The organism is Caldovatus aquaticus, from assembly GCF_019458025.1.
GTDB lineage: Bacteria > Pseudomonadota > Alphaproteobacteria > Acetobacterales > Acetobacteraceae > Caldovatus > Caldovatus aquaticus.
In genome coordinates, this window is record NZ_JAHZUY010000062.1 from 1 (window position 1) to 21,917 (window position 21,917).

Consider the following 21,917-nt stretch of genomic DNA (forward strand, 5'->3'; position numbering starts at 1 on the left):
GGCGCCCGGCCCGGCCAGCGCCAGCGCCAGCGTGCCGGCCGCGGCGGCGCCGGCGAATCCTCCTCTCATGCGTCCTTCACCCCCGGCCGTCCCCATGATCCTAGCCGTCTTCGAGGTGCAGCAGCAGCCCGAGCGCGAGCAGCAGCCCGGCCGCGGTCGGCGCCCAGGCGGCGAAGACCACCGGCAGGGTGCCGGCCTCGCCCAGCTCGCCGGTGATCCGGTCCAGCACGAACAGGGCGAAGCCCGCGGCGACGCCGCCCGCGATCATCCGCATCACGCCGCCGCGCCGCGCCGGGCGCATCGAGAAGCCGGCGGCGACCAGCGCCATCACCGCGCACAGCACCGGCAGGGCGAGCAGGCTGTGGAAGTGCAGGCGATGGCGCACCGCCGAGAAGCCGGCCTCCTCCAGCACCGCGATGAAGGCGGGCAGGCTCCAGAAGCCGAGCGTGTCGGGCGAGGCGAAGCTGTCCTCGATGCGGGCGGGGGTGAGCTCGGTCGGCAGCTCCAGGCGGTGCGGCGCCGAAGGGACGCGGTCCGGGCCGAACACCACCGCCTCCTCCAGCACCCAGCGCCCGGGCTCGAGCCGGGCGGAGGGCGCCTCGATCCGGGCAAGCGGCCGGTCGTCCGCGGACAGCCGCCAGGCCGAAAGGTCGGCGAGCCGGAACGCCGCGCCGGCCGCCGCGGCGAGCCGCTGCTCGGCGGCCGCCGCGCCGCCGCCGCGCTCCGCCGGCGCCGCCACGGGCCGGCCCGAGAGGATGGCGACGCCGCGCGGGTCGAGCTCACGGTCCGCCTGGCGCAGCCAGAGCCGGCCGCCGGCCAGCGCGGTCAGGCCGCCGCCGCTGCGCAGATAGGCCTGGTCCAGCCGCTCGGCACGGGCGAACAGCACCGAGGAGAGGGGCGAGAGCCCCATCGTGCCGACCGCGCCGAGCAGCAGCGCCACCGCCACCGGCCCGGCGAGGAAGCCCCAGGCCGAGACGCCGGCGGCGCGCGCCACGATCAGCTCGGAGCTGCGCGTCAGGCGCCAGAAGGCGACGGTGCCGCCGAGCAGGACCGCGAACGGCAGGATCTGCAGCGCCACGAAGGGCAGCCGCAGCCCGGCGATTTCGGCCACCAGGCCGAACGCGACGTCGGGGCGGGTGGCGGCGCGGCGCTGCAGCTCGATCAGGTCGAACAGCGCGACGAGCAGGGTCAGCGCGCCGAGCATGGCGAGCGTCATGGACGCGAAGCGCCGCGCCACGTAGGCGGAGAGGGTGAAGGCGACGGTCAAGGCGGGGCGTGCATCGCGGCGGTCGCCTCCCCGGCCGCGCGGGCGCGGCCATGCCGCGGCGCGGCCGGACGGGGCGGGACGGGGCGCGGCAGGCCCGGCGCGCCGCTCAGCCACCAGGCGGCGACCAGGCCGGGCAGGAGCGCGTGCGCCCAGATCAGCGGGATCGCCGCCGGGTCGCGCGCGGCGAGATTGCCCACCATCAGCCCGAGCGCCAGCAGGCCGACCATGGCGCCGATGCCGACCGCCAGGCGGACCCCGCCGCCGTGGCGGCGGAACTGGCCGGTCAGCGCCGAGGCGAGCGCGATCAGGGCGAAGGAGAGGGCGGTCGCCGGGCCCGCCAGGCGCTGGTGCGCCTCGGCGCGGAAGCGCCGGATCGTCCGCTCGGGCAGGCCCTCGGCGGGGTCGGGGTGCAGCAGTTCCCGCACGCCGCGCTCGCGCGAATCGCGGGTCCGGGCCTCCTCCGAGCGGGTGGCGCGGGCGAGGTCTATGCTGTTCTGGCGGAAGCTGAGCACGGAAAGGCGCGGCGGCGTGCCGGGCGGCCCGGATCGCTCGATCCTCTGGCGCACCCCGTCGAGCAGGTCCACGCGCGGGCCCTGGGGCGTGGTCACGATGCTGCCCTGGCGCGCGAGGATGGTGACCGGCGCACCGCGCTCGCGCGCGTCGTGCACCAGGATGCCGCGGAGCGAGCCGTCGGGCCCGCGCTCGCGGACATAAACGGTGAGGTTGTCGCCGATCGCGCTGAACACCCCCGCCTGCAGCAGCACCGCGGCGACCTCGTTGCGGATCTCGAACTGCCACTGGCGGAAGGCGGCGTGGCTGAGCGGCACCAGGTGCAGGTTGAGCCAGAGCTCGAGCCCCGCCGAAAGCGTCGCGAGCAGCAGCGCCGGCCGCGCCAGGCGCCACTGCGAGAGCCCGGCCGCGCGCAGCACCACGAGCTCGCGGTCCACGTCGAGGCGGACGTAGAGGAAGAGCACCACGACGAAGGTGGTGATCGGCAGGATGACGGCGACGAAGTTGGGCAGCAGCAGCCCGGTGAGCCCGAGGAAGACGCCGAGCGACAGGCCGCGCTCCAGCACCAGCTCGAGGAAGCGGAGCGACTGGACCAGCCAGACCACCGCCGCCAGCCCGCAGGTGACCGCGAGCAGCGCGAGCCCGAGCTGGCGGAAGATGTAGCGGTCGATGCGGGTCATGGCGCGGGGGGCGCACCCTACCAGCCGGGGGAGGGGGCGGGCAAAGGGCGGGGCCGTTCGGTGCGGGAGCGAACCGGCGCCCGCGCCCGCTCAGGGCAGCACCTTGCCCGGGTTCATCAGGCCGCGCGGATCCACCGCCGCCTTGATCCGGCGCATCAGGTCGAGCTCCGCCCCGCCGCGCCAGGCCTCCATCATGTCGGTCTTGAGCCGGCCGATGCCGTGCTCGGCGGAGAAGCTGCCGCCGAGCTCGCGCACCACCGCGTTCACCGCGTCCATGATGTCGTCGCTGCGGGCGAGGAAGGCCGCCGGGTCCATGCCCTCGGGCTGCATCAGGTTCATGTGGATGTTGCCGTCGCCCAGGTGGCCGAAGGGGACCGGGCGGCTGCCCGGGACCAGCGCGGCGAGGGCGGCGGAGCAGCGGCGGATCAGCTCCGGCACCCGGCTGACCGGGACGGAGACGTCGTTCTTGACCGAGGCGCCCTCGCGCTTCTGCGCCTCCGGATGCTCCTCGCGGATGCGCCAGAGGGCGGCGCGCTGCGCCTCGCTCCCGCCGATCGCGGCGTCCAGCACCTCGCCGGCCTCGAGCGCCGCCTCCAGCACGTCCTCCATCAGGCGGCGCAGGCCGGCGTCGGGGCGCGAGGAGGCGAGGTCCACGAGCGCGTAGTGGTCGGCGCGGGTCGCGAGGGGGTGGGCGACGCCCTCGATGTGCCTGACGGCGAGGTCCACGCCGGTGCCGGACATGTACTCGAAGGCGCGCAGCGCGGTCTCGTCGCGGTCGCGGAAGCGGCGGAACAGGGCCAGCGCGGCGTCCTCGTCGCGCACGGCGCAGAACGCGACCTCCGTCTCCCGCGGGCGGGGGAAGAGGCGGAGCACCGCGGCGGTGATGATGCCGAGCGTGCCCTCGGCGCCGACCAGGAGGTGGCGCAGCGCGTAGCCGGTGTTGTCCTTGCGCAGCCGCCGCAGCCCGTTCCACACCTGCCCGTCCGGCAGCACCGCCTCGAGCCCCAGCATCAGCTCGCGGGCGTTGCCGTAGCGCACGGTGGTGTTGCCGCCGGCATTGGTGGAGAGCACGCCGCCGATGGTCGCCGTGCCCTCGGCGCCGAGCGAGAGCGGGAACAGGCAGCCGGCGGCGGCGGCGGCGTCCTGCGCCGCCTTGAGCACCACCCCGGCCTCGGCGGTCATGGTCATGTCCACCGGGTCGAGGTCGCGGATGCGGTTCATGCGCGCGAGCGAGATCACCACCTGGCGGCCCGATTCGTCGGGGGTGGCGCCGCCGACCATGGAGGTGTTGCCGCCCTGCGGCACCATGGCGACGCCGGCCTCGGCGCAGAGCCGCACGGCGGCGGCCAGCTCCTCGGTCGTCGCCGGCCGCAGCACGCAGAGCGCGGCGCCGCGGTAGAGGCCGCGCCAGTCGGTGAGGTAGGGGGCGAGGTCGGCCGGCTCGGTGAGCAGGCCGCGCGGGCCGAGCGCGGCGCCGAGCGCCGCGAGCAGGCCGGCGGGGGCGGAAGGGAGCGCGTCGGGCATGGCGGCGCGACACTCGGGCGGCGGCCGGACGGGGTCAATGGCGGGACCGCCCGCGGCGGCGGCGCGGGGCAGCCATCCGCCGGCGCGCCTTGTCCCGGCGGCCCGCGGCTGCAACCTTGGCGGGCCGGGAGGACCACCAGCCATGCAGACCCGCATCCCCTGCGTCCTGATGCGCGGCGGCACCAGCCGCGGCCCGTTCTTCCTCGCCGCCGACCTGCCGGAAGACCCGGCGGCGCGCGATGCCGTGCTGCTCGCCGCCATGGGCTCGCCGCACCAGCTCCAGGTGGACGGCATCGGCGGCGCCAACACGCTGACCAGCAAGGCGGCGATCGTCTCGCCCTCGGCCGAGCCGGGGGTGGACGTGGACTACCTCTTCGCCCAGGTGGCGGTGGACAAGGGCGTGGTGGACACCCGCCCCAATTGCGGGAACATGCTGGCGGGCGTCGGCCCCTTCGCGATCGAGGCCGGGCTCGTCCCGGTGCAGGGGCCGGAGACGCTGGTGCGCATCCGCAACCGCAACACCGGCGCCCTGGTCGAGGCGGTGGTGCAGACCCCGAACGGTGCCGTCACCTACGAGGGCGACACGGCGATCCCCGGCGTCAACGGCACCGCGGCGCCGATCCAGCTCCGCTTCCGGGCGGTGGCGGGCGCCAAGACCGGCAGGCTTTTCCCGACCGGCCAGCGCACGGAGACGATCGCGGGCGTCGCCGTCACGCTGATCGACTGCGCCATGCCGGTGATGCTGCTGCGCGCGGCCGAGGTCGGCGCCGACGCGAACGCGGCGCCGGCGGCGATCGACGCCGACGCGGCGCTGCTCGCGCGGCTCGAGTCGCTCCGGCTGGAGGCCGGGCGGCGCATGGGCTTCGGCGACGTGACCGACAGCGTGGTGCCGAAGGTCGCACTGCTCGGCCCGGCCGCGGCGGGAAGCGGCGCGACGCTCGCGGCGCGCTACCTGACGCCGCATGCGGTGCACAAGGCGCTCGCCGTGACGGGCGGCATCGCCATCGCCACCGCGGCGCGCGTCCCCGGCACGGTGGCGGAGGGGATCGCCGCCCGGCACGCCGGGCCGGTGCGGATCGCCCATCCGTCCGGCGTGCTGGAGGTGGCGCTGGAGCTGAACGGCGAGGAGGACGTCGCCTGGGCCGGGGTGGTGCGCACCGCGCGGCGGATCTTCGAGGGGAACCTGCTGATCCCGGCGCGCATCTGGGCCGGCAGGCAGGCGCTGCGGGCGGCGGAGTAGCGCCGCCCCCCCGCGCGGGCGAGCCGATGCCGCAAGGAGCGCGGCTCTCGCCGGCGAGCCGCCGCCGCGGGCCGTGGGGGCGGCCCGGGAGGGGATCGCGGAAGGCTGGAGACGGCGGGACGCGGCCCCGGAAGCGGCAACTCCAGGAGCAATACCGGCCCTAGAAGCTTCCCAGCCGCAGGCCCTGACCGGTGAAGGCGTGCAGCGCGGCGCCGATCGCTGCGGCCCAGATCGCCAGCGCGATCGCGGCGCCGCGCGGCACGCGGAGCTGGCCGGCGAGCTCGGCCGCGAGCAGGGAGTGGGCGCCGCCGGCGGCGAGGCCGGAGAGCAGCGTCAGGCACGCCTCCGGCACGATCCAGAACAGCGGCAGCGCGCCGGCGAACAGCGCCGCGCGGCGCAGCGCGCCGGGGCCGCCTCCGCGCGCCGCGCGCATGGCAGCCGCCGCTCGGAAGCGCGGCGACGGGGTTGCCCCGGCCCGCCCGGATCGGCTATGCGGCGCGCGGGCCACGCCCCCCCACCGGGGCGCATCTGCTTCTGCAAGGGAGCACCGCACGATGGCGATACTCGCCGCCGCGCCGAAGCCGGACGTCCGGCCGGCCAATCCCCGCTTCTCCTCCGGTCCCTGCACCAAGCGCCCCGGCTGGTCGCTGGCCGCGCTCGAGGGCGCGCTGCTCGGGCGCAGCCACCGCGCCGCGGCGCCGAAGGCCAGGCTCGCCGAGGTGATCGAGCGCTCGCGGGCCATCCTCGGCATGCCCGCCGACTGGCGGCTCGCCATCGTCCCCGCCTCCGACACCGGGGCGGTGGAGATGGCGCTGTGGAGCCTGCTCGGGCCGCGCGGCGTGGACGTGCTGGCCTTCGAGAGCTTCTCCACCGATTGGGCGACCGACGTCACGAAGCAACTCAAGCTCACCGACGTGCGGGTGTTCAAGGCCCCTTACGGGCGGCTGCCGGATCTCTCGGCGGTGGACCCGGCGCGCGACCTGGTCTTCGTCTGGAACGGCACCACCAGCGGCGTGCGGGTGCCCGACGGCGACTGGATCTCACCCGAACGTGAAGGCCTCGCGATCTGCGACGCGACCTCGGCCGCCTTCGCCATGCGCCTGCCCTGGGACCGGCTCGATGTGGTGACCTGGTCCTGGCAGAAGGTGCTCGGCGGCGAGGCGGCACACGGGATGCTGGCGCTGTCGCCGCGCGCGGCCGAGCGGCTGGAGTCCTACACGCCGCCCTGGCCGCTGCCGAAGATCTTCCGCATGACCAAGGGCGGCAGGATCAACGAGGGGCTGTTCCGGGGCGAGACGATCAACACCCCCTCCATGCTCTGCGTCGAGGACGCGCTGGACGGGCTGCGCTGGGCCGAATCCATCGGCGGCCTCGCGGCGCTGATCGCCCGCTCGGAGGCGAACCTCGCCGCCGTGGCGCGCTGGGTCGAGCGCACGCCGTGGGTGGACTTCCTCGCCGAGGACCCGCGCACGCGCTCCTGCACCTCGATCTGCCTGAGGATCGTGGCGCCGTGGTTCGTGGCGCTGCCGGCGGAACGCCAGGCCGCGGCGGCGAAGCGGCTGGTGGCGATCCTCGAGAAGGAGGGGGTGGCGCTCGACGCCGGCGCCTACCGCGACGCGCCGCCGGGCCTGCGCCTGTGGGGCGGGGCGACGGTGGAGACGGCCGACATCGAGGCGCTGCTGCCCTGGCTCGACTGGGCCTTCGCCCGGGTCGAGGCGGAGTTCGTGAAGGAGGCCGCGTGATGGCCGGGACCCCGCGCGTCCTCATCTCCGACAAGCTCTCGCCCGCCGCGGTCGAGATCTTCAGGCGCCGCGGCATCGCGGTGGACTTCAAGCCCGGCCTCTCCCCGGCCGAGCTGCGCGCGATCATCGCCCCCTACGACGGGCTCGCCGTGCGCAGCGCGACCAAGGTGACGCGCGAGCTGCTGGAGGCGGCGCGGAACCTCAAGGTGGTGGGGCGCGCCGGCATCGGCGTGGACAACGTGGACGTCACCAGCGCCACCGCGCGCGGCGTCGTGGTGATGAACACGCCCTACGGCAACGCCATCACCACCGCCGAGCACGCGATCGCGATGATGTTCGCCCTCGCCCGGCAGATCCCGGAGGCGAGCGCCTCCACCAAGGCCGGGAAGTGGGAGAAGAACCGCTTCATGGGCGTCGAGCTGTTCGGCAAGACGCTCGGCCTGATCGGCTGCGGCAACATCGGCTCGATCGTCGCCGACCGCGCGATCGGGCTGAAGATGAAGGTGATCGCCTACGATCCCTTCCTCTCCGAGAAGCGCGCGCGCGAGCTCGGGGTGGAGAAGGTCGAGCTCGACGAGCTGCTGGCGCGGGCCGACTTCGTCTCGCTGCATGCGCCGCTCACCGAGCAGACGCGCAACATCCTCTCCCGCGAGGCGCTGTTCCGCATGAAGAAGGGGGCGCGGCTGGTCAACTGCGCCCGCGGCGGGCTGGTGGACGAGGAGGCGCTGTACGAGGCGCTGACCTCCGGGCACCTCGCCGGCGCCGCGCTCGACGTGTTCGAGACCGAGCCGGCGACGGAGAGCCCGCTGTTCGCGCTGGAGAACGTGGTGTGCACGCCGCATCTCGGCGCCTCGACCATGGAGGCGCAGGAGAAGGTGGCGCTGCAGATCGCCGACCAGATGGCGGACTTCCTGCTGACCGGCGCCGTCTCCAACGCCATCAACATGCCGAGCGTGACCGCGGAGGAGGCGCCGCGCCTCAAGCCCTACATGGAGCTGGCGCGGCTGCTCGGCAGCCTCGCCGGGCAGCTCACCGCGGCGCAGCAGGGCGTGATCCGGGCGATCCGCGTCGAGTACGAGGGGCACGCGGCGGAGCTGAACCACCGGCCGCTGACCGCGGCGGCGCTCGCCGGCGTGCTCGCGCCGCTGCTCGGCGCGGTGAACATGGTCAACGCGCCGGTGGTGGCGCGCGAGCGCGGCATCGAGGTGGCGGAGACGACGCTCGAGCGCAGCGGCGAGTACCAGACCCTCGTGCGCCTGACGGTGGCGACCGACCGCTTCGAGCGCTGCGTCGCCGGGACGCTGGTCGTCGGCGACCGGCCGCGCCTCGTGGACATCAAGGGCATCCCGGTCGAGGCCGACTTCGCCCCGCACATGCTCTACGTGACCAACCAGGACAAGCCGGGCTTCATCGGCCGCTTCGGCATGACGCTCGCCGAGGCGGGGATCAACATCGCCACCCTGCACCTCGGCCGCAGCGCGCCGGGGGGCGATGCGATCTGCCTGGTCGGGCTGGATGCGCCGATGCCGGAGGAGGTGCTGGCGCGGGTGCGCCGGCTGCCGCTGGTGATGCAGGCGACCCCGCTCGCCTTCTGACGCCCGCCCGCGGTCAGCGCCGGCGTTCGAGGCGGTCGAGCTCCGCCGCCACCGCCCCCGCCGCCTCGCGCGTGCGCGGCAGCGGCGGCAGGGCGCCGAGCCGGGCGAGGGTGGCGCGCGGGCCCAGGGTGAAGATGCGCGGGGCGTCGAGCGCGGCCTCGGCGCGCGCCGGGCTGCCGGCATCGAGGGCGTCCGCGGCGGCGCGCAGGGCGGCGATCACCGCCTCGGCCGGCGCGTCCGGCGCGATGCCGAGGGCGGCGCGCGCCTCCGCCCGCGCGGCGCGGAGCTGGAACAGCACCGTCGGCTGCACCTCGGGCGCGTAGCGCGGCTCGGCGGCGAGGGCGTGGGCGAGGAATTCGAGCTGCACCAGGGCGCGCGCCGCCTCCGCGGGGCGGCCCGCATACTGCGCCGTGTCGCCGAGCAGGCGCGGCGCGTTGAGCGCGGCGCCGCGCACCGGATCGCCGACGCCGAACAGGTGCTCCGCCGCCGGATCGGCCGCGCAGGCGGCACCGAGGGCGGGCAGGGCGAGCAGGAGGGGGCGTCGGGCAAGGTGGCGCATCGTGACGGCTCCGGAACCGGCGGTGCGCCGAAGATGGGCCGCCCGGCGGAAAGCGCCAGCGCCGGCGCCGCGGGGCCGGCCCTGCCGCGCGCGGGGGTTGCGGCCCCGCCCACCCCCTGCCACAAGCGGCCGGACGAGGGCGGCGGCGCGCGGCCGCGCCGCCGCGCGCGCCGGCCGCCCCGGCCCAGGCAAGCCGCTGCGATGACGACCGACGAACCGCCCCACCCCGCCCTGCTGCCCGCCGGCCTGTTCGACCTGCTGCCGCCCGAGGCGGAGCGCGAGGCGGCGCTGGTCGAGGCGATGATGGGCGTCTTCGCCCTGCACGGCTACGAGCGGGTGCGACCGCCGCTGCTCGAGTTCGAGGACAGCCTGCTCGCCGGCTCCGGCGCGGCGGTGGCGGAGCAGACCTTCCGCCTGATGGACCCGGTGAGCCAGCGCATGATGGGGCTGCGCGCCGACACCACGCCGCAGGTGGCGCGCATCGCCGCGACCAGGCTCGCGCGCGTGCCGCGGCCGCTGCGCCTCTCCTATGCCGGGCAGGTGCTCCGGGTGCGCGGCACCCAGCTCGCGCCGGAGCGGCAGCTCCCGCAGGCCGGGGTGGAGCTGATCGGCGCCGCCTCGGCCGAGGCCGACGCCGAGGTGGCGGTGGTGGCGGTGGAGGCGCTGGCGGCGGCCGGCGTCACCGGGGTGAGCCTCGACATCACCCTCCCCCGCATGGCGCCGGCGCTGCTCGACGCCGCCGGCGTGGAGGGCGCGCTGCGCGGGCGGCTCGCGCGCGCGCTCGACCGCAAGGACGCGGCGCGGGTCGCGGCGCTGGCGGCGGAGGCGGGGCCGGCGGCGGCGCCGCTCACCGCCCTGCTCGCCGCCGCCGGGCCGGCGGACGGGGCGCTCGCGGCGCTCGCTGCGGCGGCGCTGCCGCCCGCGGCGCGGGCGATCGCCGACAACGCGGCGGCGGTGGTGGAGGCGATCCGGACGCGCGCGCCGGGCCTGCGCATCACGCTCGACCCGGTCGAATTCCGCGGCTTCCGCTATCACACCGGCGTCGCCTTCACGATCTACGGCGCGGGGCGGGTCGGCGAGCTGGCGCGCGGCGGGCGCTACGTCGCGCTCGGCGAGGAGCCGGCAACCGGGATGACGCTCTATCCGGACGCGGTGCTGCGCGCGGCGCCGGAGGCGGCGCCGCGGCCGCGCGTGTTCCTCCCGCCCGGCACCGCGCCGGAGGTCGGGCGGCGGCTGCGCGCGCAGGGCTTCGCGACGGTGGCGGCGCTGTCGGCGGCGGACAGCCCGCAGGCGCTGCGCTGCACGCACGTGGCGCGGGACGGCGAGCCCGTCCCGCTCGGGAAGGACTGACGCGGATGGCCAATGTCGCCGTCATCGGCGCCCAGTGGGGCGACGAGGGCAAGGGCAAGGTGGTGGACTGGCTCGCCAGCCGCGCCGACATCGTCGTGCGCTTCCAGGGCGGGCACAACGCCGGGCACACCCTGGTGGTGGGGGGCGAGACCTACAAGCTCTCGCTGCTGCCCTCGGGCGTGGTGCGCGGCAAGCTCGGCATCATCGGCAACGGGGTGGTGCTCGATCCGCGCGCCCTGCTCGAGGAGATCGCGCGGGTGGGGCGGCAGGGGCTCGAGGTCACGCCGGAGAACCTGCGCATCGCCGAGAACGTGCCGCTGATCCTGCCGCTGCATCCGGCGCTCGACCGCGCGCGCGAGGCGGCGCGCGGGGCTCGGGCGATCGGCACCACGGGGCGCGGCATCGGCCCGGCCTACGAGGACAAGGTGGCGCGGCGCGCGATCCGCCTCTGCGACCTCGCCGAGCCGGAGACGCTCGAGCGCAAGCTCGACGAGCTGCTGCTGCACCACAACACGCTGCTGCGCGGGCTCGGCGCGCCGGAGTTCGGCAAGGAGGCGCTGCTCGAGGAGCTGCTCGCGCTGGCGCCGAGGCTGCTGCCCTTCGCCGAGCCGGTGTGGCAGCGCCTCGACGAGGCGCGGCGCGCGGGGCGGCGCGTGCTGTTCGAGGGCGCGCAGGCGGTGATGCTCGACGTGGACCACGGCACCTATCCCTTCGTCACCTCGTCCAACACGGTGGCGGGCAACGCGGCGGCCGGGGCGGGCATCGGACCGGCGGCGATCGGCACCGTGCTCGGCATCGCCAAGGCCTACACGACCAGGGTCGGGGCGGGGCCGTTCCCGACCGAGCTGCGCGACGAGATCGGCAGGCGGCTCGGCGAGCGCGGGCGCGAGTTCGGCACGGTGACGGGCCGGGCGCGGCGCTGCGGCTGGTTCGACGCCTGCCTGGTGCGCCAGGCGGTGAAGGTCGGCGGCATCCAGGGCCTCGCCCTGACCAAGCTCGACGTGCTGGACGGCCTGCCGGAGATCAAGGTCTGCGTCGGCTACCGCATCGAGGGCGCGGAGCTGCGCCATCTGCCCGCCGGGATGCAGGCGCAGGCGAAGGCGGAGCCGATCTACGAGACGATGGAGGGCTGGTCGGAGAGCACGCGCGGGGCGCGGCGCTGGGCCGACCTGCCGGCCACCGCGGTGAAGTACGTGCGGCGCATCGAGGAGCTGGTGGAGGCGCCGGTGGCGCTGCTCTCCACCAGCCCCGAGCGCGACGACACCATCCTGGTGAGCGACCCCTTCGCGGGGTGAGGGGCGCGCCGGGCGCGGATCAGCCCGCCGCGCCGGCGGCGAAGAGGGCGCGCGCGGTGCGCTCGATGCGCTCGGCCCAGGCGAGGCGCGCGCGCCATTCGGCGGGGATGCCGCTCGCGCCGTAAAGGGCGCCGGCGAGCTGGCCGGCGATGGCCGCGGTGGTGTCGGCGTCCTCGCCGAGATTGGCGGCGAGCAGCACGGCGGCGCGGAAGTCCTCGGCCTGCGCGACGCACCACAGCGCGGCTTCGAGCGAGTGCGCGACATAGCCGCTGGCGCGGATGTCCCGGCGCGCCTTGCCCTGCCAGGAGCCGGCCATGATCGCGCCGATCGCCCCGGCGTAAGGGCCCGGACGCGGGCGCAGCACGGCCTCGCGCGGCTGGCCCTCGATCGCGTCGGCGAGCAGCTCGGCGAAGGCGATGCAGGCGTCCACCGCCTCGGCGGCGCCGTGGGTGGTCTGGCTCTGCCGCGCCGCGGCGTCGCGCAGCGCCGCGCGGTCGCGCCGGAAGCGCAGCGCGACCGGGGCGAGGCGCATCAGCGAGCCGTTGCCCGCCTTGCGCGGATCGGTGGGTCCGGGATGGTCGGCGCCGGTGCGGCGGAAGCGCGCGAGCGCCTCGCGCGTGGTGATGCCGATGTCGAAGCAGGTGCCGGTGCAGGAGTACTCGCCGCGCTCGTACCAGGCGAGGAAGCGGCGCAGCAGGTCCTGCTCGTCCAGGCCGCCGCGGGCGAGCAGGCTGTCGGCGAGGGCGAGCGCCATCGCGGTGTCGTCGGTCCACTGGCCGGGGGCGAGGCGGAAGGGGCCGCCGCCCACCATGTCGGTCAGCGGCGGCCGGCTGTCGCGTGCGGCGAACTCCAGCGTGGTGCCGACGGCGTCGCCGACGGCGAGGCCGAGCAGGGCGCCGACGGCGCGGTCCTCGGCGCCGGGAGAGGCGGCGGCGGTGTCGCGCGGGGGCACGGGGCGGCAGGCGCGGACATGCGCCTCCTGCGCCGGCGTCTCGATGGCGCCGGGGCGGGCCGCGCGCACCCGGGCGATGGCCTCCTCCGCCGGCACGCCGAGCTCGACGAGGAGGCGGGCGGCGACGGTGCCGGCGCGGCCGAGGCCGCCGCGGCAATGCACCAGGACATGCTCGCCCGCGGCGAGCCGGGCGCGGATCGCGGCGCCGGAGTCCGCCCACGCCGCCTCGAAGGCGGCGTCGGGGACGGAGACGTCGCGGATCGGCAGGTGCAGCCAGTCCATCCCCTGCGCCTGCACCGCCGCGCCGAGCTGCGGGACGCCGAGGAGGTGCAGCTCGTGCTCCTCCGTCAGCGTGACGACGAGGGCGGCACCCCAGGCGCGGATCGCCGCGAGGTCGAGCGCCAGGTCGCGGTCCCAGGGGCCGCTCATCGCCGCCGGGTCTTTCTTGCCGGGGCAGAAGGTGATGCCGATGCGGCCGAATCCCGGCCCCGCGGTCACGGCGGCGATCTGCAGCGGATGGGTGATGCTCGTGCGCATGGCGCGTCCCCCCCCCGGGAGGCACGATCCTATCGCGCCCGTTCCGGTCGGTGGAAGCGGGACGTCGGCCGGGGACGTCAGAGCGCCGCGTACACCTCCCGCTCGAAGGCCGCGAACAGCTCGAGCGCGCGCCGATCGGCGAAGGGGAGAAGCTGCATCAGGATCACGCCCGCCACGCCCTTCGCCGGGTCGAGCCAGTAGTAGGTGTTGGCGAGGCCCGCCCAGCCCAGGCCGCCCGCACTGCGACCCGTCGGCGCGGGGGCGAGGTTGACCTGGAAGGCGAGGCTCCAGCCCTTCGGCAGGCCGGGGAAGAATTCGGCGTCGTTCGAGAGGGGCGGCACCACGCTGCGCAGCGGCGTCACGCGCAGCGCGCCGATCTGGTTGCGCGTCATCTCCCGCGCCGTCTCGGGGCGCAGCAGGCGCACGCCGTCGAGCGTGCCGCCGTTCAGCACCAGGCGCAGGAAGCGGAGGTAGTCGGGCGCCGTGCCGTAGAGGCCGCCGCCGCCCATGAAGAACTCGGGCTGCTGCGGCATCTCGAAATCGGTCGGGGCGAGCGCGCCGTCCGCGCCGCGCTGGTGCATGCGCGCCAGGCGCGCGCGCTGCGAGGGGGTGAGGAGGAAGCCGGTGTCGTGCATGCCGAGCGGGCCGAAGACGTGCTCGCGCAGGTAGTCGTCGAGGGGGAGGCCGCTCGCCGCCTCCACCGCCTTGCCGACGAAGTCGGTGTTGATGCCGTATCCCCAGCGCTCGCCGGGGTCGAAGAGGAGCGGCAGGCGGAGCGCGTCGTTGCGGCAGGTGGTGATGGCGGGGAGGCCGGTGTGCTCGAGGTAGCGGCCGAGCGCCTCGCTCCAGATGCCGTAGCCGAAGCCCGCGGTGTGGGTGAGGAGGGCGCGCAGCGTGACGGGACGGCGCGCGGGGCGGAGGCGCGGGGCGCCGGTGGCGGCGTCGAAGCCCTCCAGCACCTGCGGGTCGGCGAGGAGGGGGAGGAGGCGGCCGAGCGGGGCGTCGAGGTCGAGCCGGCCCCGCTCGACGAGCTGGAGCGCGGCGAGCGAGGTGACCGCCTTGGTCATGGAGGCGATCCAGAAGACCGAGTCGGCGGTCATCGGCGCCTCGGCGGAGAGGTCGCGGCGGCCGAAGGCGCCCTGGTAGAGGGTGCGGCCGTCGGCGGTGGCGGCGAGGGCGACGACGCCGGGGACCGCGCGCGCCTCGGCGGCGTCGCGCAGGGCGGTGTCGATCGTCGTCTGCGGCATGGTGCGGCCCCCCTTCCGCCGGCGGCCGGACGCGCGCGGCGGAGACGGCGAGCCTAGGCCGTTGCGCGGCGCCCCGGGATCACGAGGCGGCCAGGAGGCGGGCGGGTCGTCGCGGCGCGGCGGGGGCCGCCTATCCGCCGCCGGCCTGCCCGGCGCAGGCGACGCAGGTGGGGAGGGCGGGATCGGGGGCGAGCCGCCCCGGGGCGATGGGCTCGCCGCAGCGGGCGCACCAGCCGTACTCGCCGGACTCGATGCGGGCGAGGGCGGCGGCGATGCGCGCCAGCGCGGCCGCGCGGCGCGGCGGCGGGCGCGTCACGGTCGCGCCGCCTCCAGCCCGTGCTGCTCGCGCACGGCGTGGAAGCGCAGCATCGGCCACTCCTCCTCGGCGCGGCGGCGGCGCCAGTCGGAGGCGAAGAGGGCGACGAGGGCGCCGTCGTGGTCCTCCGCCATGTCGCGCCGGTGGGCGGCGGCGAAACGCTCGAGGGCGGCGCGGTCCTCCGCCGCCACCCAGCGCACCACCTCCCACGGCGTGGCGTCGAAGCCGACCGGGATGCCGTACTCGGCGCGCAGCCGGCTCTGCAGCACGTCGAGCTGGAGCTGGCCGACGACGCCGACCACCGGGGCCGAGCCGTCGCGCGGGCGGAAGAGCTGCACGACGCCCTCCTCGGCGAGCTGGCCGAGGGCGGTGCGGAGCTTCTTCGCGAGCATCGGGTCCTCGAGCCGGATGTGGCGCAGGATCTCGGGGGCGAAGCTCGGCACGCCGCGGAAGTTCAGCGCCTCGCCCTCGGTCAGGGTGTCGCCGATGCGCAAGGTGCCGTGGTTGGCGATGCCCACCACGTCGCCGGGCCAGGCCTCCTCGGCCACCTGGCGGTCCTTGGCGAAGAAGAACAGCGGCGCGTTGACCGGGACCTGCCTGCCGGTGCGGACCTGCCTGAGGCGCATGCCCTTGAGCAGGCGGCCGGAGCAGATCCGCACGAAGGCGACGCGGTCGCGGTGGTTGGGGTCCATGTTGGCCTGGACCTTGAAGACGAAGCCGGTCAGGCGGTCCTCCTCGGGCGCGACCTCGCGCGCGTCGGCGGCGCGCGGACGCGGCGGCGGGGCGTAGCGGGCGAGGCCGTCGAGCAGGTGGCCGACGCCGAAGTCGCGCAGCGCGGAGCCGAAGAACACGGGCGTCAGCGTGCCGTCGCGGAAGCGGGCGAGGTCGAAGGCGGGACAGGCGGCGAGGGCGAGCGCCGCCTCCTCGCGCAGCAGGGCGGCGCGCTCGGCGCCGACCAGGGCGGCGAGGCGCGGATCGCCGGGGCCGTCGAGCGCGACCGCCCCGGCCTCGGTCGCGTCCAGGGGGAGGAAGCGGTCGGCGAGCAGGTCGAAGGTGCCGGCGAAGTCCTGCGCGCGCCCCACCGGCCAGGCGACCGGCGCGGCGTCGAGGGCGAGGGTCCGCTCGATCTCGTCCAGCAGGTCGAAGGGGTCGCGGCCCTCGCGGTCCATCTTGTTGACGAAGGTGAGGATCGGGATGTCGCGCAGGCGGCAGACCTCGAACAGCTTGCGCGTCTGCGCCTCGATGCCCTTGGCGGCGTCGAGCACCATCACCGCGGCGTCCACGGCGGTCAGCGTGCGGTAGGTGTCCTCGGAGAAGTCCTCGTGGCCCGGCGTGTCGAGCAGGTTGAAGACGAGCCCCGCCCGCTCGAAGGTCATCACCGAGGTGGCGACGGAGATGCCCCGCTCCTGCTCGATCCTCATCCAGTCGGAGCGGGTGCGGCGCGCGTCGCGCTTGGCGCGCACCGCGCCGGCGAGCTGGATGGCGCCGCCCTTCAGCAGCAGCTTCTCGGTCAGCGTGGTCTTGCCGGCGTCGGGGTGGGCGATGATGGCGAAGGTGCGCCGGCGGGCGGCCTCGGCGGCGACGCGGGAGGCGGGGAGGGGCAGGTCCATCGGCTGGGGCGCTGGCGGGCTCGCGAGGGGCCGAAGCGCGGCGCCGCCTCCGCCGCGCGGGCGCGTAGGCGGTGCGGTGGGGCGTCGGCCGGGTTGGGCTCGGTGCCGATGTAGGGGCCCCGGCGCCCCGGCGCCAGGGACGATCCGCGGCCGGCCGCGCCGGGCGAGCGGGCCGCGGCGATCCCTCCGTCAGCCCTCGCGGCGCAGCCGCGCGATCGCGTCGCGCAGGCGCAGCTTCTCGCGCTTGAGGCGATGCAGCGCGTCCGGGTCGGGGCGGGGCCGCGCCTCCTCCTCCGCCAGGCGGCGTTCCAGGGCCTCGTGGCGCTCCTCGAGGGCGCGGATCCTGGCGAGCAGCGGCGCGTCCGGCATGCGGCGGCCTCCCGTGATCGGTGCTTCTCCCCGCGCGGCTCCCCGGCCCCGGCGGCGCGGCGGGCGGGGGAGGGCGGCTGTTCCCGCGCCGCCCCCCGCCATGCTATGGCGCCGCGTCCCGGGGCGCATCCGGGACTTTCCCGACGCAGCAGGCGTGCCCATGCTGGCCGATCGCGATTCCCTCCTCCGCCGTCTGCACGAGCTGCGCATCGAGCATCGCGACCTCGACACGGTGATCGCACGCCTCGAGAACAGTCCCACGGACCAGCTCCACCTGCAGCGCCTGAAGAAGCGGAAGCTGAAGTTGAAGGACGAGATCGCCTGGCTGGAGAGCCGGCTGCTGCCGGACATCATCGCATGAGCGCCGAGGGCGTGGCGGCGGCGGAACCGCCGCTGGTCGGCATCATCATGGGCAGCCGCTCCGACTGGGAGACCCTGCGCCATGCGGCGGAGACGCTGGAGAAGCTCGCCGTGCCGCACGAGTGCCGGGTGGTCTCGGCGCACCGCACGCCGGAGCGGCTCTACGCCTACGCGCGGGCGGCGGCGGGGCGGGGCTTGCGGGTGATCATCGCCGGGGCGGGCGGGGCGGCCCACCTGCCCGGGATGGCGGCGGCGATGACGCGCCTGCCCGTCCTCGGCGTGCCGGTGCGCAGCGAGGCGCTGGCCGGCGTGGACAGCCTGCTCTCCATCGTCCAGATGCCGGCCGGGGTGCCGGTGGGAACGCTCGCCATCGGGCGGGCGGGGGCGGTGAATGCGGCCCTGCTCGCGGCGGCGATCCTCGCGCTCTCGGACCCCGCCCTGGCGCGGCGGCTGGAGGCGTGGCGCGCGGCGCAGACCGAGGCGGTGCCGGAGACGCCGGCGTGAGCGGCGCGATCCCGGTGCCGGAGGGGGCGCTGCCGCCCGGGGCGACGATCGGCATCCTCGGCGGCGGCCAGCTCGGGCGCATGTCGGCGCTGGCCGCGGCGCGGCTCGGCTATCGCTGCCACGTCTTCGCCCCGGAGCCGGACTCGCCCGGGATGCTGGTGGCGGCGGCGCGCACCGTCGCGCCCTACGAGGACGAGGCGGCGCTCGCCGCCTTCGCGCGCGCCTGCGACGTGGTGACCTTCGAGTTCGAGAACGTGCCGGCGCGCGTGCTGGAGGTGCTGGCCCCGCTGGTGCCCTGCCGGCCGGGGGTGGAGGCGCTGCGGGTCTGCCAGGACCGGCTGCGGGAGAAGGCGTTCCTCGAATCGGTCGGCGTGGCGGTCGCCCCCTGGCGGCCGGTGCGGGACGAGGCGGAGCTTGCGGCGGCGCTCGCGGCGGTCGGGCTGCCGGCGGTGCTGAAGACGACGCGGCTCGGCTACGACGGGCGCGGGCAGGCGGTGCTGCGCCGGCCGGAGGAGGCGCCGGCGGCCTTCGCCCGCCTCGCGCCGCACCCGCTGGTGCTGGAGGCGTTCGTGCCCTTCGCGGCCGAGATCTCGGCGATCGCGGCGCGCGGGGCGGACGGGACGGTGGCGGTGTTCGACGCGGTGGAGAACCGGCACGGCCCGGCGCACATCCTGGAGTTGAGCTTCGCCCCGGCGCGGGTGCCGCCGGCGGTGGCCGAGGCGGCGCGGGACGCGGTGCGGCGGGTGGCGGAGGGGCTCGGGCTGGTCGGAGTGGTGGCGCTCGAGATGTTCCTGCTGCCGGACGGGCGGCTCCTGGGCAACGAGATCGCGCCGCGGCCGCACAATTCCGGGCACTGGACCCTCGAGGCCTGCCTCGCCTCGCAGTTCGAGCAGCATGTGCGGGCGGTGGCGGGGCTGCCGCTCGCCGCGCCGGAGCGGCACTCCGATGCGGTGATGCGCAACCTGATCGGGCCGGAGGGGGTGGCGCGCTGGCCGGCGCTGCTGCGGATGACGGGGGTGGCGCCGCACCTCTACGGCAAGGCGGAGGCGCGGCCCGGGCGCAAGCTCGGCCATGCGACGCGGCTGCTGCCGCGCGGGGCGCTGGCGCGCCTCGGCGAGGCGGAGGCGCTGGGGGGGCTCTGAGGCGGCGCCGGTCCGGTCCAGGGCGGGCGCGCCATGTGGCTGAAAAGCCATCGGCGACTGTGGCGCGACCGCCACAGGAGGCCGGAAACGACAGACGACATACTGGCACGCGAATGAACCGGTGTTAGCTTCCCCTCACGCAACGTCGGACTCGGGGCGTGCGGGCCTGGGCCCGGCGGGGGCCCGCGCCCGGCCCGGGCTGGGGGGGCGGGGGGCCGGGTGGGGTGGCAAGTGAGGAGAGTGGGCATGAGCCTCAGGAAGGCGCTCCTGGCCGCGACGATGCTGTCGCTGCCGCTGGCGGCGCAGGCGCAGCCGGTGACCGGCCTCTATGTCGGTGCGGGTGCGGGCGCCAACTGGCACCAGAACAGCACCGACGACGGCGTGAAGATCGAGAGCAGCCCGGGTTGGGGGGTCGTCGCCAGCCTCGGCTGGGGCTTCGGCAACGGGCTGCGGGCCGAGGTCGAGGGCAACTTCCGCTGGAACGACGTGGACCGCATCACCGTCAGCGGCCTGCCCGGTCCGACCTCGGAGCGCCTGGTGCGCCGCAGCGGCTACATCAAGACCTACGGCGTGATGGCCAACGCGCTGTACGACATCGGCGCGGTGCAGCGCTGGCCGGTCCACATCACCCTCGGCGCCGGTATCGGCTGGGCGTGGCACGAGTACGACAATGTCGGCGGCCAGACCCGGTTCCAGAGCCCGAACACCGCGGCCCTGATCAACGACACGGACGGGCGCTTCGCCTACCAGGCGATCGCCGGCCTGTCGGTGCCGATCGAGGCCCTGCCCGGCCTCGCGGTGACGGCCGAGTACCGCTTCTTCGGCACCCTCTCGCCGAAGCTGAACGCGACCGTGACCGACCTCTCGACCGGCGTGCGGACGACCGGCCGCTACGAGGCGGACAACCTCAACCACTCGCTGCTGGTTGGTGTTCGCTACAACTTCGGGCAGGTGGCGCCGGCGCGTCCGGCGCCTGCGCCGGCGGCGGCGCCTGCGCCTGCGGCGCGGACGTTCCTGGTGTTCTTCGACTGGGACCGGGCGGACCTGACGGCGCGGGCGCGGCAGATCGTGGCCGAGGCGGCGCAGGCGGCGCGGACGCAGCAGGTGACGCGGATCGAGGTGGCGGGGCACGCGGACCGGTCGGGGACGCCGCAGTACAACCAGCGCCTGTCGCAGCGGCGGGCGGACAACGTGGCGGCGGAGCTGGTGCGCAACGGGGTGCCGCGGGAGCAGATCGTGGTGCAGGCGTTCGGCGAGAGCCGGCCGCTGGTGCCGACGGCGGACGGGGTGCGCGAGCCGCAGAACCGCCGGGTCGAGATCGTGCTGCGCTGAGCCGCCGCCGGCCCGCCACGCGAACCGCAGGGGGGGCGCCCGCCGGGCGCCCCCTTCGCATCGGCGGGGCGCGGCCGGGCGCGTGTTGCCGTCTCGCAGCCCGGCGTTCGCGCACGCACGCAGCCCGGCGGGGCCGGATGTTCCTCGCACGGCCGCGGGTGCCATCGTGGCCGCTCCGACATGCGCCTCCCTGGTAACTTCGCCGCCTCCCGGCATCGGCACGGCGGAGGCGGCGGCATTCGCGCGCCGAAGCCGCTCAGGCCGCGCGCCCGAGAGCGGCAGGCCCACTAGCCTCACCGCACATGGTAGCGCGCCTGCTCTCCCGCTCGGCTGGCGACGGCGCATCGCGCGGTCCCGGGCCGTAGCGGCTCGGCGCGGCGGAAGCGGCGGCGTGGCCCGCGCGCACGTTCCTCCCGCCCCGCCCGCGTGCCGGCCCCCCACTCGCTCCTTTGGCATTGTGCAATGATTCGAAACGCGTAAGGTGGCTGGCGTGATCGGGCGGCGCTGCCTGCGGGGCGGGGTGGTCGCCGTGCGGGCGGGATAAGGAGGGGACAGAATGACCCGGGGAAAGACGGTTCTTGCAGCAAGCTTGGCGGTGGCGCTGCCGCTCGCTTTGGCGGCGGCTCCGGCGCGGGCGCAGCCGGTGAGCGGGCTCTACATCGCGGGCGGCGCGGGCGTGAACCTGCTGCAGAGCACGGACGTCGAAGCGAAGGGCGGCGGCACGCTCGGCGAGATCGACTGGCAGGCGGGCACGGCCAGCGTGCTCAGCCTCGGCTGGGGCTTCGGCAACGGGCTGCGGGCCGAGATCGAGGGTGGCTACCGCTGGAACCACATCGATAAGGCCGGCATCGCCCCCAGCCTCGCGGCCCCCTTCTCCGGCGCGCTCGCGCAGTATCGCGGCAGCCAGCGCACCGTCAGCGTGATGGCGAACGTCCTCTACGACTTCGCCCTGTTCCGCGACCTTCCGGTGACGCCCTATGTCGGCCTCGGCGCCGGCTGGGCCTGGATCGAGACGCACAAGCTGCGCGCGACCAGCAACGTCTTCGGGCTGCGCTTCGCCTCCGACGACTGGGACAACCGCTTCGCCTACCAGGCCATCGCCGGCCTCGCCTTCAACCTGCCCGTTCCGGGGCTCGCGGTGACGGCCGAGTACCGCTTCTTCGGCACCCTCTCGCCCGAGCACGACGCGCGGGTGATCGCGCTGCCGGGCGGCGCCGTCGTCGCGCGCGGCAAGGTCGAGGCGGACAACCTCAACCACTCGCTGCTGGTTGGTGTTCGCTACAACTTCGGGCAGGTGGCGCCGGCGCGTCCGGCGCCTGCGCCGGCGGCGGCGCCTGCGCCTGCGGCGCGGACGTTCCTGGTGTTCTTCGACTGGGACCGGGCGGACCTGACGGCGCGGGCGCGGCAGATCGTGGCCGAGGCGGCGCAGGCGGCGCGGACGCAGCAGGTGACGCGGATCGAGGTGGCGGGGCACGCGGACCGGTCGGGGACGCCGCAGTACAACCAGCGCCTGTCGCAGCGGCGGGCGGACAACGTGGCGGCGGAGCTGGTGCGCAACGGGGTGCCGCGGGAGCAGATCGTGGTGCAGGCGTTCGGCGAGAGCCGGCCGCTGGTGCCGACGGCGGACGGGGTGCGCGAGCCGCAGAACCGCCGGGTCGAGATCGTGCTGCGCTGAGCCGCCGCCGGCCCGCCACGCGAACCGCAGGGGGGGCGCCCGCCGGGCGCCCCCTTCGCATCGGCGGGGCGCGGCCGGGCGCGTGTTGCCGTCTCGCAGCCCGGCGTTCGC

20 protein-coding genes are annotated in these 21,917 nt (G+C 76.1%); 10 read left to right on the top strand and 10 right to left on the bottom strand.

The window, feature by feature from the left end; all coding sequences use genetic code 11:
- Positions 1–100: 100 nt before the first annotated feature.
- From lptG to K1J50_RS15895, 3 genes are all read right to left on the bottom strand, one after another.
- The gene (lptG, locus tag K1J50_RS15885) at positions 101–1,267 is read right to left on the bottom strand and encodes an LPS export ABC transporter permease LptG (RefSeq protein ID WP_220118745.1); all 1,167 of its coding nucleotides are present in this window, start codon (positions 1,265–1,267) and stop codon (positions 101–103) included.
- Positions 1,264–2,457: an LPS export ABC transporter permease LptF gene (gene lptF, locus K1J50_RS15890; RefSeq protein WP_220118746.1), complete on the bottom strand. Its 1,194-nt coding sequence runs from the start codon at positions 2,455–2,457 to the stop codon at positions 1,264–1,266. The genes lptG and lptF overlap by 4 nt, the downstream gene beginning before the upstream one ends.
- 90 nt (positions 2,458–2,547) lie before the next feature.
- A complete protein-coding gene (locus K1J50_RS15895; RefSeq protein WP_220118747.1) occupies positions 2,548–3,981 on the bottom strand; it encodes an FAD-binding oxidoreductase in 1,434 nt (477 codons plus the stop codon).
- A 142-nt stretch (positions 3,982–4,123) separates the two neighbouring features.
- On the opposite strand from K1J50_RS15895, the gene K1J50_RS15900 reads away from it, so the two are divergent.
- Entirely contained in the window at positions 4,124–5,221 is a 1,098-nt protein-coding gene (locus tag K1J50_RS15900; protein ID WP_220118748.1) for a 4-oxalomesaconate tautomerase, read from the top strand.
- A 160-nt stretch (positions 5,222–5,381) separates the two neighbouring features.
- Here the strand turns inward: K1J50_RS15900 and K1J50_RS15905 are convergent, their stop codons facing one another.
- Positions 5,382–5,654: a hypothetical protein gene (locus K1J50_RS15905; protein WP_220118749.1), complete on the bottom strand. Its 273-nt coding sequence runs from the start codon at positions 5,652–5,654 to the stop codon at positions 5,382–5,384.
- A 121-nt stretch (positions 5,655–5,775) separates the two neighbouring features.
- Between K1J50_RS15905 and K1J50_RS15910 the strand changes: the two genes are divergently transcribed.
- Entirely contained in the window at positions 5,776–6,963 is a 1,188-nt protein-coding gene (locus K1J50_RS15910; RefSeq protein ID WP_220118750.1) for a phosphoserine transaminase, read from the top strand.
- A complete protein-coding gene (gene serA, locus K1J50_RS15915; RefSeq protein ID WP_220118751.1) occupies positions 6,963–8,558 on the top strand; it encodes a phosphoglycerate dehydrogenase in 1,596 nt (531 codons plus the stop codon). Before K1J50_RS15910 ends, serA begins: the two co-directional genes overlap by 1 nt.
- Positions 8,559–8,571: 13 nt before the next feature.
- On the opposite strand, the gene K1J50_RS15920 is transcribed toward serA, so the two are convergent.
- The gene (locus K1J50_RS15920) at positions 8,572–9,117 is read right to left on the bottom strand and encodes a hypothetical protein (RefSeq protein ID WP_220118752.1); all 546 of its coding nucleotides are present in this window, start codon (positions 9,115–9,117) and stop codon (positions 8,572–8,574) included.
- Positions 9,118–9,318: 201 nt separating this feature from the next.
- Here K1J50_RS15920 and K1J50_RS15925 point away from each other — a divergent pair, with 201 nt between their 5' ends.
- Together K1J50_RS15925 and K1J50_RS15930 are read left to right on the top strand one after the other, a co-directional pair.
- Positions 9,319–10,467 (top strand): ATP phosphoribosyltransferase regulatory subunit, encoded by a 1,149-nt coding sequence (locus K1J50_RS15925; RefSeq protein WP_220118753.1) that lies wholly within the window; start codon positions 9,319–9,321, stop codon positions 10,465–10,467.
- Between the two features lie 5 nt (positions 10,468–10,472).
- Positions 10,473–11,762, top strand: coding sequence for an adenylosuccinate synthase (locus tag K1J50_RS15930; RefSeq protein ID WP_220118754.1), 1,290 nt, complete (start codon positions 10,473–10,475; stop codon positions 11,760–11,762).
- Positions 11,763–11,781: 19 nt separating this feature from the next.
- Here the strand turns inward: K1J50_RS15930 and K1J50_RS15935 are convergent, their stop codons facing one another.
- From K1J50_RS15935 to K1J50_RS15955, 5 genes are all read right to left on the bottom strand, one after another.
- Complete coding sequence (locus K1J50_RS15935) at positions 11,782–13,251, bottom strand: ADP-ribosylglycohydrolase family protein (RefSeq protein WP_220118755.1); 1,470 nt, start codon at positions 13,249–13,251, stop codon at positions 11,782–11,784.
- Between the two features lie 77 nt (positions 13,252–13,328).
- Positions 13,329–14,498: a serine hydrolase domain-containing protein gene (locus K1J50_RS15940; protein WP_220118756.1), complete on the bottom strand. Its 1,170-nt coding sequence runs from the start codon at positions 14,496–14,498 to the stop codon at positions 13,329–13,331.
- A 130-nt stretch (positions 14,499–14,628) separates the two neighbouring features.
- Positions 14,629–14,814, bottom strand: a complete 186-nt coding sequence (locus K1J50_RS19440) for a TraR/DksA family transcriptional regulator (protein ID WP_188902718.1) — start codon at positions 14,812–14,814, stop codon at positions 14,629–14,631.
- The gene (locus K1J50_RS15950) at positions 14,811–16,424 is read right to left on the bottom strand and encodes a peptide chain release factor 3 (RefSeq protein ID WP_220118757.1); all 1,614 of its coding nucleotides are present in this window, start codon (positions 16,422–16,424) and stop codon (positions 14,811–14,813) included. Before K1J50_RS15950 ends, K1J50_RS19440 begins: the two co-directional genes overlap by 4 nt.
- Positions 16,425–16,613: 189 nt before the next feature.
- Entirely contained in the window at positions 16,614–16,793 is a 180-nt protein-coding gene (locus tag K1J50_RS15955) for a YdcH family protein (protein ID WP_220118758.1), read from the bottom strand.
- Between the two features lie 160 nt (positions 16,794–16,953).
- On the opposite strand from K1J50_RS15955, the gene K1J50_RS15960 reads away from it, so the two are divergent.
- The 5 genes from K1J50_RS15960 to K1J50_RS15980 all read left to right on the top strand — a co-directional run bounded on the left by K1J50_RS15960 (position 16,954) and on the right by K1J50_RS15980 (position 21,806).
- On the top strand, positions 16,954–17,154 hold the full coding sequence (locus K1J50_RS15960; protein WP_220118759.1) for a YdcH family protein: 201 nt from the start codon (positions 16,954–16,956) through the stop codon (positions 17,152–17,154).
- On the top strand, positions 17,151–17,657 hold the full coding sequence (gene purE / locus K1J50_RS15965; RefSeq protein WP_255575355.1) for a 5-(carboxyamino)imidazole ribonucleotide mutase: 507 nt from the start codon (positions 17,151–17,153) through the stop codon (positions 17,655–17,657). Before K1J50_RS15960 ends, purE begins: the two co-directional genes overlap by 4 nt.
- Entirely contained in the window at positions 17,654–18,799 is a 1,146-nt protein-coding gene (locus K1J50_RS15970; protein WP_369413625.1) for a 5-(carboxyamino)imidazole ribonucleotide synthase, read from the top strand. The genes purE and K1J50_RS15970 overlap by 4 nt, the downstream gene beginning before the upstream one ends.
- Positions 18,800–19,045: 246 nt before the next feature.
- Positions 19,046–20,131 carry an OmpA family protein gene (locus tag K1J50_RS15975; protein ID WP_220118760.1) on the top strand — a complete coding sequence of 362 codons (1,086 nt, stop codon included), beginning with the start codon at positions 19,046–19,048 and terminating at the stop codon, positions 20,129–20,131.
- A gap of 556 nt (positions 20,132–20,687) precedes the next feature.
- Positions 20,688–21,806 (top strand): OmpA family protein, encoded by a 1,119-nt coding sequence (locus K1J50_RS15980; RefSeq protein WP_220118761.1) that lies wholly within the window; start codon positions 20,688–20,690, stop codon positions 21,804–21,806.
- Positions 21,807–21,917 lie beyond the last annotated feature (111 nt).

Bases quoted from the DNA above. Each gene is read 5' to 3' on its own strand.
- K1J50_RS15900 (WP_220118748.1), top strand. From the start codon at position 4,124: ATGCAGACCCGCATCCCCTGCGTCCTGATGCGCGGCGGCACCAGCCGC.
- K1J50_RS15910 (WP_220118750.1), top strand. From the start codon at position 5,776: ATGGCGATACTCGCCGCCGCGCCGAAGCCGGACGTCCGGCCGGCCAAT.
- K1J50_RS15920 (WP_220118752.1), bottom strand. From the start codon at position 9,117: ATGCGCCACCTTGCCCGACGCCCCCTCCTGCTCGCCCTGCCCGCCCTC.
- K1J50_RS15940 (WP_220118756.1), bottom strand. From the start codon at position 14,498: ATGCCGCAGACGACGATCGACACCGCCCTGCGCGACGCCGCCGAGGCG.
- K1J50_RS15960 (WP_220118759.1), top strand. From the start codon at position 16,954: ATGCTGGCCGATCGCGATTCCCTCCTCCGCCGTCTGCACGAGCTGCGC.
- K1J50_RS15925 (WP_220118753.1), top strand. From the start codon at position 9,319: ATGACGACCGACGAACCGCCCCACCCCGCCCTGCTGCCCGCCGGCCTG.
- K1J50_RS15950 (WP_220118757.1), bottom strand. From the start codon at position 16,424: ATGGACCTGCCCCTCCCCGCCTCCCGCGTCGCCGCCGAGGCCGCCCGC.
- K1J50_RS15905 (WP_220118749.1), bottom strand. From the start codon at position 5,654: ATGCGCGCGGCGCGCGGAGGCGGCCCCGGCGCGCTGCGCCGCGCGGCG.
- K1J50_RS15930 (WP_220118754.1), top strand. From the start codon at position 10,473: ATGGCCAATGTCGCCGTCATCGGCGCCCAGTGGGGCGACGAGGGCAAG.
- lptF (WP_220118746.1), bottom strand. From the start codon at position 2,457: ATGACCCGCATCGACCGCTACATCTTCCGCCAGCTCGGGCTCGCGCTG.
- K1J50_RS15955 (WP_220118758.1), bottom strand. From the start codon at position 16,793: ATGCCGGACGCGCCGCTGCTCGCCAGGATCCGCGCCCTCGAGGAGCGC.
- K1J50_RS15935 (WP_220118755.1), bottom strand. From the start codon at position 13,251: ATGCGCACGAGCATCACCCATCCGCTGCAGATCGCCGCCGTGACCGCG.
- K1J50_RS15980 (WP_220118761.1), top strand. From the start codon at position 20,688: ATGACCCGGGGAAAGACGGTTCTTGCAGCAAGCTTGGCGGTGGCGCTG.
- K1J50_RS15895 (WP_220118747.1), bottom strand. From the start codon at position 3,981: ATGCCCGACGCGCTCCCTTCCGCCCCCGCCGGCCTGCTCGCGGCGCTC.
- serA (WP_220118751.1), top strand. From the start codon at position 6,963: ATGGCCGGGACCCCGCGCGTCCTCATCTCCGACAAGCTCTCGCCCGCC.
- purE (WP_255575355.1), top strand. From the start codon at position 17,151: ATGAGCGCCGAGGGCGTGGCGGCGGCGGAACCGCCGCTGGTCGGCATC.
- K1J50_RS15975 (WP_220118760.1), top strand. From the start codon at position 19,046: ATGAGCCTCAGGAAGGCGCTCCTGGCCGCGACGATGCTGTCGCTGCCG.